At 55.5% G+C, this 15,889-nt stretch carries 17 protein-coding genes; 3 read left to right on the top strand and 14 right to left on the bottom strand.

What is annotated here, in order from left to right; all coding sequences use genetic code 11:
• Nucleotides 1-38: 38 nt before the first annotated feature.
• Together rsmI and DPRO_RS12365 are read right to left on the bottom strand one after the other, a co-directional pair.
• Nucleotides 39-866 carry a 16S rRNA (cytidine(1402)-2'-O)-methyltransferase gene (gene rsmI, locus DPRO_RS12370; protein WP_097012321.1) on the bottom strand — a complete coding sequence of 276 codons (828 nt, stop codon included), beginning with the start codon at nucleotides 864-866 and terminating at the stop codon, nucleotides 39-41.
• Nucleotides 863-1,273, bottom strand: coding sequence for a YraN family protein (locus DPRO_RS12365; RefSeq protein WP_407681386.1), 411 nt, complete (start codon nucleotides 1,271-1,273; stop codon nucleotides 863-865). The genes rsmI and DPRO_RS12365 overlap by 4 nt, the downstream gene beginning before the upstream one ends.
• A 71-nt stretch (nucleotides 1,274-1,344) precedes the next feature.
• On the opposite strand from DPRO_RS12365, the gene DPRO_RS12360 reads away from it, so the two are divergent.
• Entirely contained in the window at nucleotides 1,345-2,463 is a 1,119-nt protein-coding gene (locus tag DPRO_RS12360) for a Gfo/Idh/MocA family protein (RefSeq protein WP_097012319.1), read from the top strand.
• 23 nt (nucleotides 2,464-2,486) lie between these two features.
• Here the strand turns inward: DPRO_RS12360 and DPRO_RS12355 are convergent, their stop codons facing one another.
• The 10 genes from DPRO_RS12355 to DPRO_RS12310 form a co-directional block, all read right to left on the bottom strand.
• Nucleotides 2,487-3,323: a glycosyltransferase family 2 protein gene (locus tag DPRO_RS12355; RefSeq protein WP_097012318.1), complete on the bottom strand. Its 837-nt coding sequence runs from the start codon at nucleotides 3,321-3,323 to the stop codon at nucleotides 2,487-2,489.
• 11 nt (nucleotides 3,324-3,334) lie between these two features.
• The gene (locus tag DPRO_RS12350) at nucleotides 3,335-3,976 is read right to left on the bottom strand and encodes a ribonuclease HII (RefSeq protein ID WP_097012317.1); all 642 of its coding nucleotides are present in this window, start codon (nucleotides 3,974-3,976) and stop codon (nucleotides 3,335-3,337) included.
• A 56-nt stretch (nucleotides 3,977-4,032) separates the two neighbouring features.
• On the bottom strand, nucleotides 4,033-5,817 hold the full coding sequence (locus DPRO_RS12345; protein WP_097012316.1) for a diguanylate cyclase domain-containing protein: 1,785 nt from the start codon (nucleotides 5,815-5,817) through the stop codon (nucleotides 4,033-4,035).
• A gap of 228 nt (nucleotides 5,818-6,045) precedes the next feature.
• Nucleotides 6,046-6,396, bottom strand: coding sequence for a 50S ribosomal protein L19 (gene rplS, locus DPRO_RS12340; protein WP_097012315.1), 351 nt, complete (start codon nucleotides 6,394-6,396; stop codon nucleotides 6,046-6,048).
• Nucleotides 6,397-6,412: 16 nt separating this feature from the next.
• Entirely contained in the window at nucleotides 6,413-7,708 is a 1,296-nt protein-coding gene (gene trmD, locus DPRO_RS12335; protein WP_097012314.1) for a tRNA (guanosine(37)-N1)-methyltransferase TrmD, read from the bottom strand.
• A gap of 142 nt (nucleotides 7,709-7,850) precedes the next feature.
• On the bottom strand, nucleotides 7,851-8,462 hold the full coding sequence (gene rimM, locus DPRO_RS12330) for a ribosome maturation factor RimM (protein WP_097012313.1): 612 nt from the start codon (nucleotides 8,460-8,462) through the stop codon (nucleotides 7,851-7,853).
• A gap of 12 nt (nucleotides 8,463-8,474) precedes the next feature.
• Nucleotides 8,475-8,708 carry a KH domain-containing protein gene (locus tag DPRO_RS12325; RefSeq protein WP_015414977.1) on the bottom strand — a complete coding sequence of 78 codons (234 nt, stop codon included), beginning with the start codon at nucleotides 8,706-8,708 and terminating at the stop codon, nucleotides 8,475-8,477.
• A gap of 85 nt (nucleotides 8,709-8,793) precedes the next feature.
• Entirely contained in the window at nucleotides 8,794-9,033 is a 240-nt protein-coding gene (gene rpsP, locus DPRO_RS12320; protein ID WP_097012312.1) for a 30S ribosomal protein S16, read from the bottom strand.
• Nucleotides 9,034-9,148: 115 nt separating this feature from the next.
• Complete coding sequence (gene ffh, locus DPRO_RS12315; protein WP_097012311.1) at nucleotides 9,149-10,690, bottom strand: signal recognition particle protein; 1,542 nt, start codon at nucleotides 10,688-10,690, stop codon at nucleotides 9,149-9,151.
• 156 nt (nucleotides 10,691-10,846) lie between these two features.
• Nucleotides 10,847-11,539 (bottom strand): SOS response-associated peptidase, encoded by a 693-nt coding sequence (locus DPRO_RS12310; RefSeq protein ID WP_162291181.1) that lies wholly within the window; start codon nucleotides 11,537-11,539, stop codon nucleotides 10,847-10,849.
• A gap of 208 nt (nucleotides 11,540-11,747) precedes the next feature.
• Here DPRO_RS12310 and DPRO_RS20395 point away from each other — a divergent pair, with 208 nt between their 5' ends.
• Nucleotides 11,748-12,440, top strand: a complete 693-nt coding sequence (locus DPRO_RS20395) for a potassium channel family protein (RefSeq protein WP_197706468.1) — start codon at nucleotides 11,748-11,750, stop codon at nucleotides 12,438-12,440.
• Between the two features lie 6 nt (nucleotides 12,441-12,446).
• On the top strand, nucleotides 12,447-14,081 hold the full coding sequence (locus tag DPRO_RS12300; protein ID WP_232005578.1) for a cation:proton antiporter family protein: 1,635 nt from the start codon (nucleotides 12,447-12,449) through the stop codon (nucleotides 14,079-14,081).
• On the opposite strand, the gene DPRO_RS12295 is transcribed toward DPRO_RS12300, so the two are convergent.
• Together DPRO_RS12295 and DPRO_RS12290 are read right to left on the bottom strand one after the other, a co-directional pair.
• Entirely contained in the window at nucleotides 14,078-14,263 is a 186-nt protein-coding gene (locus DPRO_RS12295) for a hypothetical protein (protein WP_097012308.1), read from the bottom strand. The genes DPRO_RS12300 and DPRO_RS12295 overlap by 4 nt on opposite strands.
• A gap of 195 nt (nucleotides 14,264-14,458) precedes the next feature.
• Entirely contained in the window at nucleotides 14,459-15,778 is a 1,320-nt protein-coding gene (locus tag DPRO_RS12290; protein WP_097012307.1) for a malic enzyme-like NAD(P)-binding protein, read from the bottom strand.
• Nucleotides 15,779-15,889 lie beyond the last annotated feature (111 nt).

Genomic DNA, 15,889 nt, shown 5'->3' with positions numbered 1-15,889 from the left:
ATATGGTCATTGGCCGGGAGCGGCAGGCATTTGGTGAGCTAACGGCTCATCAAAGCATACACTTCCTTGGCTGTCCAGCCGTTGACGCGCCCGGCGACCCGTCGGGCAACCTCTTTGGGCTTGCCGCCTTCCAGACGCTCTTCCTCGACAACTTCGAGGACATCGGCCTCGGTGGCTTCTTCGGACTGACCAGCCGGAGCGATGATGACGGTCAACTCCCCTCGCAGCTCGAAATCCATGCTGTCCAGATCGCCAAGGGAGCCGGAGATGAATTCTTCATATTCCTTGGTCAGCTCACGGGCCACGCAGAACTCCCGATCTCCCAATATGTCGTGGGCGATGGTCAAAGTTCCTTTGAGTCGTGATTTGCGCTCGAAAAAGACAAGGGTTGCACCGGTATCGCGATGAGCGGTGAACAGTTTTTCGGTCTGTGATTTCTTGCGCGGCGGGAACCCGAGAAACGTATACGGCAGCGGCGGCAATCCCGATGCGGACAGGGCTGCAACCGGTGCACTTGGTCCCGGTACCGGCGAGACTTCCAGCCCCTGTTCACGGCAGGCCCGAACCAGAGCGAAGCCGGGGTCGGACAGCAGCGGCGTTCCTGCATCGGAAACAAGCGCCACATGCATCCCTTCCTCCAGATACTCCAGTACCCGCGGCAGCCGCTTGTCTTCGTTGTGCTCGAAAAAGGACATCAATCGCCCATGCCGCTCAAGTTCCAAACGCTTGAACAGCATACCGGTCCGACGGGTATCCTCGGCCAGAATAACATCGGCATCCGACAAAATATCCCGCGCCCGTGGAGACAGGTCATCCACATTACCCAAAGGAGTGGCGACCACCCACAAAATTCCTGTATCGCTCATATATTCATTCCCGTGAGGTCAAAAGCATTTTCGATGTGCTCCACATCCATGGAAGCGCCAGAATCCACCACGCCAACGAAGTCGAACCGGCACGGCTCGTCCCAAGCATCGTTACGGCTCAGATAATGGCTTGCCGCCTTGACCAGCCGCGCCTGCTTGTTGTGGTCCAGCGCATCAGCAGGAGTCCCCATGCCGCCGGTCTTTCTGGTTTTGACTTCCACAAACACCAGCGTATCACCATCGCGACAGATAATATCCAGCTCCCACTGGCGAAATCGCCAGTTGCGTTCAAGCACCTTCATGCCGCGCTTGCGGAGAAAACGCGCTGCCGCCTCTTCACCTTTGTCGCCGCGCAACCGAGTGGGAACCATTTTCGAGAGAAACTCCATGGCCGAAAGTGATAGCACAGGGCCACCCCGGACGCCACACCCCTTTCATCAGGCAAATCTTTGCTGTATGGTCGAGCCGGAGGTATGCAATGCTCAAATACGCAATGATCGGCGGAGGCCCGGGCGCATTCGTCGGACAAGTACATAGACGCGCTCTTGCACTGAACGGACAGGCCAAAATCGTAGCCGGATGTTTCTCTCGTGATCTGGTGAAAACACGACTGCTCGGTGCCGAACTGGAAATTGACGAAGATCGGCTGTACGCCACCCCGGAAGAACTGGCTCGGCTGGAGGCCGGAGATATCGATTTCGCCGTAGTGGTCACATCCAATGAAGCGCACTACTCCAATGTCAAAACCTGTCTGGAAAACGGCATCAACGTCATGTGCGACAAGCCGTTTACCCATACTTCCACTCAGGCACAGGAACTGGTGGAACTGGCCCGGAGAAAGGGCCTCGCCCTGGGGGTGTCCTATACATATGCAGGCTACCCCATGGTTCGACAGATGCGGGAGATGATCCGGCGCGGCGACATCGGCGAGGTTCGATTCATCAACTGCGAATATCCGCAGGGCTGGCTTGCCGAAATGCTGGAGACCACCGGCCACATTCAGGCCTCATGGCGAGCCGATCCCAAGCGCAGTGGCGGGGTACTGTCTCTGGGCGATGTGGGTAGCCACATCGAGTACCTCGTGCCCCATGTCACCGGCCTGCGCCGCACCAAACTGGCTGCACGGCTGGACACACTGGTGGAAGGCCGCCTACTGGATGACAACGGCACCATCCTCACGGAATATGAAGGTGGAGCCAAGGGGATGTACTGGTATTCACAGGCTGCCACCGGCATGGTCAACGGACTTCGATTACGCATCTTCGGTTCCGAAGGCGGGCTGGAATGGTTTCAGGAAGACCCGGACCATCTGCGCCACATGCCGCTCAATCAGGCAGCCCGAACACTGGTCCGGGGAACAACAGACCTGACACCCGAAGCCGCCGCTTATTCCCACACCCCTCCGGGCCACCCCGAGGGATGGTTACTAGCTTTTGCCAATATTTACAGCGACTTTTGCGCCACCATCATTCAGGGCAAGGAACCCAACTACCCCACCGGGGAAGACGGCCTGCGCGGGGTACGCTTTATAGAGGCGTGTTTGGAAAGTTCTCACAACAATACGTCGTGGATCGATCTGGGGGACAGCGAAAGCTAATCCCCATCATAAATTTGTGCGTATTATTGGGCGTCGAGATCGCGCACTCGTGTTTCCACGTCCATGAGCAGTTTTTTCACATCTGACGGAGTCGGGATATAACCTCGCTGCATGGCTTGGCCGTGCAGTCTGCCGCGCAGATAGCTATCGGCCCATCGGCGCACTTCCGGGTGAAAGAAATCGGGATTGTTCAGCACGATACGCGCTTTGGCGTGGCCGTCGTGGCGGACAGCATGATGGGAAAAGTTCTTATCATGCAGGGTGTATTCGAAAAGCACCTCGGGGATGCGACGGAAAGATGCTCCGGTCATCTGGCACTGCACCCAGAAATCCCAATCCTCATATTCGGTATTGTCGCGGAAGCGCACGCCGCTGTCCCAGAGAGAACGACGGATCATGGCGGATGGTGGCAACGCGTTTTGCGTTCGCAACAGGCCGCGCTTGAAATCGGGCAACCGTACATCACGACCATCACCAACACCCACTTCCCGATAATCGGTGTAGACCACATCGATGGAAGTATCCTGGATAAGGGTAGTCACACAGCGCTCCAGATACCCGGGAAGCAACGCATCATCGGGATCAAGACACAGAAGCAGTTCCCCGGAAGCGTGTTCCAATCCATGGTTTCGGACCAACCCGGGTTTGCCGGTTCGGGATGGCGTCAGAATCCGAAAATTCGCACAGGGCAACTGCTGCGCCCAGCGATGTGCCTGCTCCAGTGAATTGTCCCTGCTGCCATCATCCACAAATACTATTTCGACCTGATCGAGCGCCAGTGTCTGTCCGGCGATGGAGCCGAAGAATCGATCGGCAAAGTTGCCGTATTCGTAGTTGGGGACGACAATGGACAGTTGCACAGCGTCCTGCCTTAAAAAAGACTGGCCTGCTGCTGTGCAGGCTTCTCCGGCTTCACGCCACGGAATGTCATGCGATGTATGGGGCTTGGTCCGAGTTGGCGAATAGCTTCCATGTGCACCTTGGTGCCATAGCCCATATGCTGGGAAATGGCGTAGCCCGGATACCGTTTGGCGAGCTTGACCATCAGCCTATCGCGAAAGGTTTTGGCAAGGATGGAGGCAGCGGAAATCGCCGGGACCGTACCATCCCCCTTGATCACAGCCTCCTGCGGAATTTCCTGCCTGAGAGCGTACCCGGGGATGGTCTTATCACCATCGATGCGCAGAAAACGGGGTGACGTTTTCAGGGTCCGAACAGCGCGAGACATGGCCAGGAATGTGGCTTCGAGGATATTGACCGCTTCAATTTCGCGCGGCCAGGAAACACCAATGGACCAGGCTATCGCTTGCGCACGGATACCGTCGTAGAGGAATTCCCGATCTTTTGCCTTGAGCTGCTTGGAATCGTTCAAACCGGGCAGGTCATACTCCGCCGGGAGCACGCATGCACCAGCAACCACAGGACCGGCAAGGCATCCACGCCCTGCTTCATCCACGCCCGCTATTTCCGTTTCGACGTACCCGTTTGCTGAGAACAATACTGTTTGGTTCATGTCGTTACTCCAGACGCCCTTTTGCCCTGAATCCGCACAAAAGGCCACCCCGCCGACTAGAGCATGAAACGGCTGACGCCCTGCGCGCAATTACGCCCGCGTCGCTTGGCTTTTTGGAGCATCTGGTCGCACGCTGCCATCATCTTTGCCGGCGTGGCAAGGGCAAGATCTTCCACGGTCAGCACACCAAAGGAGGCCGTGACATAATCGGAAACATCTGATGGCGTGTGCGGTATGGCCAATGCCTCAAATTCGGTACGAATGGCCTCGGCCACTTTCATGGCTCCGGCATGACCGGAGGACGGGAGAATGCAGGCAAATGTTTTGCCATCATACCGCGCCACCAGATCACCGGGACGCCGGATGTGTTTTTTCAGCAGCAACGATGCCGCACGCAGGCAATCATCGCCTGCCGCATGCCCATAGGTGTCATTGTATTCTTTGAAAAAATCCACATCCATCAACACCAATGACAACTGATCGCTGGTCCGCAACAAACGCCGAATCTCTCGCTCTAGCGTTTCGTCGAACAAGCGCCGATTGGCAATGCCGGTCAACGAATCCATGTTGGCAAGTCGAGCCAATTCCTGATTCATGACATGAATTTCGCGAGTGGATTTATCAACCAGACGGTGCAACACCCGTAGCGCCCTGAACTGGCGGGATTCGTCCACAGGGAAATCGCCGGGGGAGACCGGGATTGATTCAGGCTTGCCCTTGCGCGATTCGGTCAAACTCAGAACCGTCATGGTCTGGCTGAAGAAAAATGGCTTGCCAATGGAATGCTGGTAATATTCGCCATAGGAGAAGAAACCGGCGCTAGGGGCGATATCCGAGAGGCTCCGAAGTTCCACCGAAATATCCGGACCGAGTATCCACTTGCGTGAAACGCATGAGTATACGAACAACGCTTCCGGCTGAAATCCGGCCACCTCGGCATGGGTAACCTGGGCATCAAGGGCCAGCAGTCCGGCATGACAGAAACCGAAACGTATCTGCTCCCCCACCTGAAAATCGTGAATAAAAGAAAATGAACCGTCCACATGGACTTCCAGGGCGTGGACAGCCATGTCCAGCCCATCCCGGTGTACGATAAAAGGGAAATCCGCTGCAGCCAACGGCAGATTGTCGGCCACCTCCTGCCCGAGATAGTGGACATAGAGATCATACGGTGTGCGCCCATCAATACCAAAAACCCGGTTGCCGTCCGCTTCGGTGATCGTCAGGTATTTGCCGATGGGTACCCAACTCAGGTTGTACGTGTTGTCGGCGTGCAGATCAGGCCCGCCAATGGAAACAGCAGCCACGCCACACTCGGAGACACCTGCTTCGGTGAACACCAGCGTTGCTTCACCCTGACCATTATCGGCAGCCTGACCACCCGCAATAATGACATCGCCAAGGGTCTCACTTATGGACCGCAGGACTGGCTCGGAATTGATTGTTTTACCGTCCCTGATGCCACAGCCAAAAACAATGGCCGCTTTCACATCGGGCTGTCGAAGCGCCAAACCAATCGAAACGCCTGTCCGCACCATGTCTTCTTCGTGATCAACAAGCACGGATTTCACACTCGACGATTCAAACATCGAGACATTGATCAGCACAGTTCCTTCGAACTCCTTGCCGTCCATGATCTCACCGGCCGTCGTCGTACCGATAATGGCAACGCCCGGAAAAACATCAATCAGCTCAGCAAGCAACCGATCTATGAACCCGTCGTCCATTTTACCGCTGAAGACCTGAATAAGCACATGATCAGGCTCGCATCCTGCCACTTGTGACTGGACTGCCAACAAGTCCTTGCGACTCGCATATTGAATATTGATGCTTTTGATCATGTAACCCCCAGCTTTTCCTTTTACGGCTTACTGTAAGCCTTTACCCGCAATCGGACAACCCCGGGGAGAACGAAGTCCAAACGTCGAAAGCCCGAAGCGTGCTGGACGCTTCGGGCAATATATCGACATGATGTGGGGTATGCTTCGTGAACAATGCGGGGAGAAGGCTGTCTCTTATGACATGCACCCTGAACGGTCATCCGCTCTTCCCCATTCACGTTCGAGCAATTATTCCCAGATCTGCTTGGACTTGATGCGGGCAGCCTTACCACGCAGGTTGCGCAGGTAGTAGATGCGGCTGCGGCGAACTTTACCTTCGGAGACCACTTCGACGCGATCGATGAAGGGGGAGTTCATGGGGAACACACGTTCCACACCAACACCGTCGGAAATTTTCCGGACAGAGAAGGTGGAGTTGGTGGTACCGCGACGACGGCGAAGGACTGCACCCTGGAAAACCTGGATACGTTCTTTTTCACCCTCGATGATGCGGTAGTGAACCTTGACGGTGTCACCGGCCTTGAAATCGGGCATGTCGAGACGAATGTGTTCGGCTTCGATCTTCTGAATTGCGTTCATGGTATTTCTCCTAAAATTAGTACTCATCTGCGATAAGCCGGTCGACGATGATCGCAACCGCACTTCGTACCGACAGATGGTTGTAGTCGTCCAAATATCTAACGGGCCGCAATATGCCCGCCGCTTTGGAGAGGACTTCTTCAGCCAAACCGTGACCGGTTCCAAAAATCAATAAAACCGGTGATTTGGCTAACCATCCCTGCACTTCTTCATACGTAAGAGCAGGTTCGGCTTGCTTGCGGCGGTCTAAACGTGCAGACGTAGCCGCGAGCCGGGGACATTGCCCTGTTTGTTCCTGAATGTCAAGAACCACAGAATCAATATCGTCAAAAACCTTCACCTTTGAAAATGCCTCGGCGCGGTCCGGGTTGGCGATACTCCCGGCCCCTTCTTTCCAGTGGTTGAGGAGCTGTTCGGCCAAGGCCTTCTGATCCTCGATGGGGGTGGTAGCATAGAACCCACCCAGCCCGTAACTGCGAGCAACCCGGGACATGTCGTGCAGGTCCAGATTGGTCACGGAGACTGCCACTTTTTCACCGAACTTGTTGTGAACGGGATAGTGGCAGAGGGCTATGTAGAGGTTGCGCCCGAGCCGTGTCCGGGAAAGGGTGCGCAGGTAGTCGATATCCTCAACCGTCAGACTGGCTCCGGGAAGCATGTCCGGTCGATCATTGAGGGTCGTTTCCAGCGAACACTCGCGACGCCATTGATCAATGGCCCCGTGATTCCCGCCGCGCAGGACTTCCGGCACCTTCAACCCGTCCCAATCGTCGGGTCGGGTGTAGTGCGGGTATTCCAGCAGGCCAGCGGAAAAGGATTCCTCTTCACCGGAATCGTCGTGTCCCATGAATCCCGGCAGCAATCGCGCCACGGACTCGATCAGACAGACAGCTCCGGCCTCGCCACCGTTGAGCACGAAGTCGCCGACACTGACCAGCTCGATGTCATACAGATCAAGCAGGCGTTCATCGATCCCTTCGTAGCGACCACAGATGAGCGTGACATCCTCTTCTTGAGACAGCTCTCGGGAACGGGCCTGGGTCAGCGGCTTGCCACGAGGTGACATCATCATGATCCGGCCGGGCTTCTCAATGGAATCGAGGGCCTTGACCATGGGATCGAGCTTGAGCAGCATGCCGGGGCCACCGCCAAACGGACGATCATCCACGGATTTATGGATGCCACCGGCAAAATGCCGCACATCAACGTGGTCCAGATTGACCAGCCCGCTATCCACAGCCTTGCCCATGAGTCCCGACGACAGCGGTGACTCAAAGTAGTGAGGGAAGATGGATACGATATGGAAATTCATGTTCTACCCTTGGGCTGGTGTCGCTTGGTCGCCAAACATTGCCGTACACCCGATGCTTGCGCATCCGACATCACGACAACTTCACCACGGCTCATCACAGAGCAAAAGAAGCATCAACTCAGGCACTGGCACGGTGTGTGCCCTAGCCTGCGTTATCGACTGCCTTCTTCTTTTTCGGGGTACGGCGGCGGGGTTTCTTTTTCTTGGGCGGCTCCGGGTTGAGGTAAATGTCCAACAACCCCTCGGGGGGATCGATGGTCACGACCTCATTGTCCAGATCCACATCCAATACGAATTCAGGAACAGCCGGCAACAAGACCTCTTTACGGTCATCGGTTACAATGACCCAGACGTCCTGTTCGGCATTTTCGTAGAAGTGCTCAAGCATCCCCACGTAAGAGCCATCACGAAGCTCGACACGACATCCGAGCATATCCATGATGTAATGCTCGCCGTCATCCAGCTCCGGCAGGTCTTCTTCACGGATGAGCACGGCCTGTCCGCGCAAGGATTCAGCCTGATCGCGATCATCAATTCCACGGCATTTGAGCAGCACAAGACCCTTGTGCTCTCGCCAGGAATTGATGACGTACGACTTGGGACTTTTGGTCCCATCCTGAAGAAACAGAGTGGAAACGCGATCGAAAAGCAACGGGGAGTCTGCATAGTTCTTTATGCAGAACTCCCCGCGAATTCCGTGCGGCTTCGCCACTCCGCCTACGGGAATTAACCCGTCTTTGCGGCGTGTTGTCATAGCGTTCAGATGCTACTCGAGAATCTCCAAAACGGAGCGTTTGCGAGCTTTGGTGGACGCGGCTCCAAGCAAGGTGCGCATGGCACGGGCAGTTCTGCCCTGCTTGCCAATCACCTTGCCAAGGTCTTCCTTGGCCACTTTCAGCTCAATAACCGAGGTCTGCTCGCCTTCGACTTCAGACACATGCACTTCATCCGGGTTGTCCACCAGGGACTTGGCAATGTACTCAATCATCTCTTTCAGCATGACGTCTACCTCCGATGTCGACGCGTCGTCTCGCGCCGTGAACTTGAGCTGCCAACAGAGAACCGGACAAAAGGAAGCACAGTGCTTACTTGCCGGCCTTCTTCAGCAGGGAACGAACAGTGTTGCTGGGCTCAGCACCTTCTGCGAGCCACTTCTCGATCTTTTCCATGTCGAGCTTGATTTCGTTGGGTTCGACCATCGGATTGTAGTACCCAAGGTACTCAACGGGACGGCCGTCGCGACGGGTGGCGCTGTCGAGAGCCACGACGCGGTAGAAGGGACGCTTCTTGGAACCCATACGAGTCAGTCTGATTTTCATAGCCATGATTCTTATACTCCCAATAATGATTTAATACGTTTTTGCACAATAGTTGGCAAGTTGATATCTATTATAAAGATGTCCGACAGCGCTACTTGGGCCGGGTCACCCTTATAGACCGCTATTTTTTCTTCTTTTTCTTCTTGTTTTTCTTTTTGTTCAGCTTCTTCTTATTGCGCGCCTTGAGGGTTTTCTTGGAAAGGGAGCGCTTGCCGCCCTCTTCCTCACCCATGCCCGGCATACCTGGCATTCCAGGCATTCCGTCCATTCCCGGCATACCGCCGAGTGCGCTCATATCGGGCATTCCGCCCCCTCCGGCCAGACTGGAGAGTTTGTTCATCAGCCCTTTCTTCTTCTTGGACTTGCCTCCGCCCATCATGGTCTGCATGACGGTGCTCATCTGCTTGAAGTTCTTGATGAGCACGTTCACATCGGCCACTTTCACGCCCGCACCCTTGGCGATACGTTCCTTGCGGCTCTGGTTGATGAGCTTGGGCTGGCGGCGCTCCTTCATGGTCATGGAGTTGATGATCGCTTCGGTGCGGTTCATCTCTTCCTCGGGCAGGGCATCCTGGCCCATCTGCTTCATCATGTTCCCCATACCGGGAATCATCTTGAGCAGCCCTTCCATGGAGCCGAGCTTCTTGATTTTCCGCATGTGACTGCGGAAATCTTCAAAGTCGAATTCGGCCTTGGCCATCTTTTCGGCCATGGCCTTGGCTTCATCCTCATCAATCTCGGTCTGGGCTTTTTCGATGAGCGTCATCATGTCGCCCATGCCGAGAATGCGGGATGCGATACGATCCGGGTGGAAGAGTTCCAACTCGGACAGTTTTTCACCGACACCGACAAACTTGACCGACTTGCCGGTTACGGTCTTGATGGACAGGGCGGCACCGCCACGGGCGTCACCATCCATCTTGGTCAGCACCACGCCGGTGATGTCGAGCTTGTCATTGAAAGCATCGGCTACCGTTACGGCGTCCTGACCGGTCATGGCATCGGCCACGAATAAAATTTCCTGGGGAGAACACGCGTTCTTGATGTTCTCCAATTCGTCCATCAGTCCTTCGTCGATATGCAGGCGACCTGCGGTATCGAAGAGAATCAGGTCGCAGCCGAGCTCTTCGGCCTTTATCAGCGCGTCCTTACAGATATCCACCGGATTCATGTCCGGCGTAGACGGATACACAGGGACATCAAGCTGTCTGGCCAGCGTGGTCAGCTGGTCAATAGCGGCCGGACGATAGACGTCGGCAGGGACGAGGTACGGCTTCTTGCCGTGGTGTTTACGCAGATACAGAGAAATCTTACCGGAGCTGGTGGTCTTACCCGAACCCTGCAGGCCGACCATCATCAGCTTGAGCGGTTTGGCATTGATGTCCAGGTCTTTCTGTTCTCCACCAAGGAGCTCCACCAACTCGTCATTGACGATCTTGATAATCTGTTGCCCGGGTTCGAGGCCCTTCATGACCTCTTCGCCGAGTGCGCGCTCCTTCACCTGATCGACGAACTGCTTGACGACCTTGAAGTTGACGTCAGCTTCGAGCAGCGCAAGGCGAACCTCACGCAACCCTTCCTTGACATTGTCTTCGGTGAGTTGCTTCTGGCCTTTGAATTTTTGAAAGGCATTGCCTAATCTGTCTTGCAGGCTTTCGAACAAGTGTCCTATCTCCCTAAAATATATCGGTCTCCACGCGCAAAATACCCGTCCAGCGCGGGCAAAGAGCAGGATTGGTAAGCCAGAAACGCAAGATAGTCAAGGGTTGAAGGCCGACACGCCCACGTTTTTCCGCTTCGACAAATGTCTGGAGAAACTCTAGAAAAGACTCCCCTGCGTTGCTCGCGATTCAGGACGTAACAGGTCCTGCGTATCGTTTGTTACACTATTGACCGCCGTGGAAACCGGCCAGACACGCATCCGGTCCGCAGGGTACGGCACAAGCAGCGAACCGAGCTGTGCCTGCGTGCTGTTTTCGTTATTGAGCCAATGGTTCCAGTCGATTGCATCCACAATCACCGGCATCCTGTCATGTATGGCAGCGACCTTCTCATTGGGCTGACACGTCAGGATGGCGACGGAATCCACGACTTCGCCACTGACCGGATCAATCCACCGGGAACCGATGCCTGCCATGGCAAACACCTCGCCCGACTCCATCCCCAGAGCGTAGGGCTGTTTCCTGTTGCCCGTTTTTTCCCACTCATAAAAAGCCTGGGCCGGAACAAGGCATCGAGTCCGATGCATTGCGTCACGAAAGGCAGGCTTCTCAAAAACTGTTTCTGATCGGGCATTGATCAGCCCCGGTATCGCCTCTCTCGCTTTCGCCCAATAGGGAATGAGGCCCCAGCTTCGATAGCCCGTCGAAACCACGCCATCCTGTTCCTCGACAACCAGAATGCCCTGTGACGGGCTGATGTTGTACCGAGGGACATACGATTCCGGCGCAGGGCAACCAAGCACCTCTTCCAATCTTTTTCGAGGGATGCCAAGGGCAAAACGTCCACACATGGCTAAATGGTACATGGGTGCCGAGCATTTGACCAGACCATCCTGCGGGCCACCGCCCAAGTTCCTTTGATTTACAATCGAAACAAGGATATAAGAAGGCACACAACGATCTGGAGCACCCATGACGCATCCGCACCACCCGACTCTCCGGCGAGTCATTTTAACGCACTTTGTTCCCTGCTTTTTTATCGGGGTCATTACCCTATATATGGCAAACCTCTTTCTGGACCGGTCGGTTGCCGCCACATTGAATGATTCAATGTTGAGCTGGGCCGATTTCCTCGCCGCTGGAATCAATGGTTCCATCGTGGCCGGACTGGTGGCCCTCTTTCATGAAAGACGCAATGCGTGGCTGGCAAAAGTACAGTCATCCGAACCGCTCATGGCAACAAGAACCATTCAGTATGCTGCAATTGCAGGATTTCTGGCCGGGGCTCTCGATATCCTGCTCGTGCTCCACAACGAAGGCATCCTCATACTGACTGCCCTTGTCCTCGTCCTGCTGTTCATCCACCTACGCGAATTCGCCGGGAACCTGGGCAACATGCTCCGCCCCGGCTACACGGCCACATGGGGTGAGGTTTCCGAACTCTCCCGTATCTATGTCACGATGCTTGCCGGTTTCACGCTGGTGAATGCCGCCCTGGAGGGCGCACACCTCATCGCCGGACTGCCTGCTCCCTTTGGATTCAGCCAGCAAGGCGGTGACATTTTCCTGAATTCACTATACTTTACCGTGGTGACCATGACCACGCTCGGCTACGGAGATTTCACCCCAAAAATGTGGGATGCCAAGCTGCTGGCCATGATCGAATGTCTGGTCAGCTATGTCATGTTCGCCCTGATGGTCGGCATCGTCACCCGCGGCGTTGTCACGGCAAAAGAAAAAAACGAGCAGTAAATACGCATGGATCCTCTGGTCATCATACTCGCATTCGGTTGCGGCTACCTCGTTAGCCGGGTCAATCTGCCGCCGCTGGTGGGTTATCTGGTGGCAGGCTTCACCTTGAGCTACATCGGGTACGACTCCGGCCCCATCCTATCCGAGGTTGCCGATATCGGCGTGACCATCCTGCTCTTCTCCATTGGCCTCAAACTGAATATTCGCGGCCTGCTCCGCCCGGAAGTATGGGGCGGTGCCACACTGCACATGCTCATAACCGTCTGTGCGTTCAGTGCGCTGCTCATGGGGCTATCCACCACAGGGCTTCGGTTGTTCGCCGATTTTTCCTGGTCCACCGCCCTGATCCTTGCCTTTGCCCTCAGCTTTTCCTCCACGGTTTTTGCCGTGAAGATTCTGGACGAAAGCAACCGATCCAGTTCGCTCAACGGACGAACCGCCATCGGCGTCCTGATCATGCAGGACATCTTTGCGGTCCTGTTCCTGACCTTCTCCACCGGCAAGCTGCCGACACCATGGGCCATAGCCATCCTGATCGGCCTTCCTGTGGCCCGTTGGGTATTCATGCGCATGCTTGATCGGATCGGGCATGGTGAATTGCAGGTGCTTTTCGGCTTTTTCCTCGCTTTCGTGGCCGGAGCCGCAGCATTTGAAGTGGTAGGACTCAAGGCGGACCTCGGCGCATTGATCGCCGGTCTGCTCCTGGCGCCCCATCCTCGATCCAGCGACCTCGCCAAATCACTGACCAACATCAAGGATTTTCTGCTCGTCGGGTTCTTCCTTGAAATTGGATTGGGAGGACTACCGACCCTGGAAATACTCTCGGCTTCCGGCCTGCTCATGCTGGTTCTGCCGCTCAAGGTCGTGCTGTTCTTCTTCCTGTTCACGCGGTTCCGGCTCAAAGCACGAACCTCGTTCATCACGTCACTGAATCTGGCGAACTACTCGGAGTTCGGCCTCATTGTTGGCGGTATGGCAGTAGCCAATGGCTGGCTTCCACAGGAATGGCTGCTGACCATTGCCGTGGCCCTGTCCATGTCCTTTGTGCTGGCTTCTCCGTTCAACCGGAAAGGTGACAACCTGTTCGACAAGGTGCGCCCGTGGCTGCGCCGTTTCCAGACGCAGGAGCGCCACCCCGACGAAGAGCCGTTTGAGGCCGGAACATGGCAGATCATTGTCATAGGGATGGGGCGTATCGGCACCGGAACATACGATTATTTCACGGAAAAGTTCGGCCCAGTGGTGCTGGGCCTCGATTTCAGCGCCGACACGGTTGACCGACAGCTTGAGAAGGGACGGCAGGCGGCCCTTGCCGATGTATCGGACCCGGATTTCTGGCGCAAGCTGCCGTATCAGGACACCCGCGTCAAACTGATCGTCCTCGCCATTCCCAAGTTGGAAACACAACTCTACGCCGCCAAGAAAATCAAGGAATACGGACTGGCGTGCGAACTGGCCGCCGTGGCCTATTATGATGATGAAGTCGAGATACTGCGGGAGGCGGGGGTCAACACCGCGTTCAACGTCTTCAGCCAGGCTGGTACCGGTCTTGCCTCGCATGTCAACAAGACCATCGACTTGTCGTCCATCGAGCCGAAGCTGCCACAAGGGTCAGAAGAGCCGGAACCGGCAGCCTCTTAATCCGCGGTTTCGTCTTTTTTGGTGAGGGCCAGATCAAAGAGCGCGGTTTTACCGAGCACCACGGTCATGGCTTCAAGCAATTCCTCCGGCACACCGCCGGTCAAGGCTTCGGCCAACTGCTCGGCGTCCATGCCTTTTTTCTCTGCAAGCTCACGAATCTGCTGCATGGTTTCTTCGTCCATTCTACTATCCCCTTCTGTATCGCTGGCTTGCTCAAGCATAATCTGCGAACGATAGCCCTGCAAGCTTCATCGGCAGATGGCTGAGGCGTAGACCTAACGCCCCGGCTCCTTCATTGAATCTGTCCGTGTCCCGCCAATGAAAACGCCCCGCTCCAGTGTATGGAACGGGGCGAGATATCCGTTTGAGAAGCCAGACTAGAAGTCGTAGCCGAAGGATTCGACCACAGACTTGGTGCGCTTTTGGGAAGCAGCCATTCTGGTTTCCAATTCCTTGCAGTACGCATCCAGATCGAGCTGAATCTTGGCAACGCCGGTATCCATGGCAGCCTTGGCAACGGCAGGAGCCAGCCAGGTCAGTACGCGCGGATCAAGCGGCTTGGGGATGATATAATCAATGCCGTATTCGAGCTTGTCCACACCGTAGGCGTCGCAGATTTCCTGCGGAACCGGTTCCTTGGCCAGATCTGCCAGAGCCTGTGCACAGGCAAGCTTCATTTCCTCATTGATGGCGGTAGCCCGGCAGTCGAGGGCGCCACGGAAGATAAACGGGAAGCCAAGCACGTTGTTGACCTGGTTGGGGAAGTCAGAGCGACCGGTACCCATCAGGATGTCGGGGCGGACTTCCTTGACGTCGGTATACGGAATTTCCGGGTCCGGGTTGGCGCAGGCAAAGATGATGGCGTTTTCAGCCATGGTCTTGACCATATCCTTGTTGATGGCGTCCTTGACGGACAAGCCGAGGAACATATCGGCACCGACCATGACGTCGGCCAGAGAACCGTAGTCCTTATCCTGGGCAAACGCCTTCTTGGACTCATGAAGCCCCTCGCGACCGGCGTGGATCAGCCCGCGGGAGTCGAACATGTAGATATTCTCGCGCTTCACGCCCATGGACACGTAGAACTCGGAACAGGCGATGGCGGATGCACCGGCACCGGAAACCACGACCTTGATGTCTTCGATCTTCTTGCCCGAGATTTCGAGGGCGTTGATGATACCGGCTCCGGAGATAATGGCGGTACCGTGCTGGTCATCATGGAAAACAGGAATGTTCATCTCTTCGATCAGGCGCTGCTCGATCTCGAAGCACTCAGGGGCTTTGATGTCTTCAAGGTTGATGCCGCCAAAGGTGGGCTCCAGCATTTTGCAGAAAGAGACAATCTCGTCCGGAGTGGTTGCCTTGATGTTGATGTCGTACACATCGATGTCGGAGAAAATCTTGAACAGGACACCCTTGCCTTCCATGACCGGCTTGCCTGCTTCAGGACCGATATTGCCCAGACCGAGGACAGCGGTTCCATTGGAGACAACAGCGATCAGGTTACCCTTGTTGGTGTATTCGTACACCTTTTCGGTGTCGGCAGCGATTTCGCGACACGCTTCGGCAACACCGGGGCTGTATGCCATGGAAAGGTGCTTCTGGTTGTCGCACGGTTTGATGGAAATGACTTCCAACTTCCCTTTGCGTTTGTCGGAATGATACTTCAGTGCTTCTTCTTTGGTGAACAGTGCCATGATCAGGCCTCCATATTTTTCTGAAATGAACCGCAAGATTTTGTTACTTAGGTACGGGGCTTTTCAAGTTTCTTCAAGTACAATTTATCCTTGCACGGCAACACCTTCCGG

Origin of the sequence: Pseudodesulfovibrio profundus, assembly GCF_900217235.1 — a bacterium.
GTDB lineage: Bacteria > Desulfobacterota > Desulfovibrionia > Desulfovibrionales > Desulfovibrionaceae > Pseudodesulfovibrio > Pseudodesulfovibrio profundus.
The sequence above is the reverse complement of the archived record's forward strand: the minus strand, read 5'-3'. Positions and strand labels throughout refer to the sequence as shown.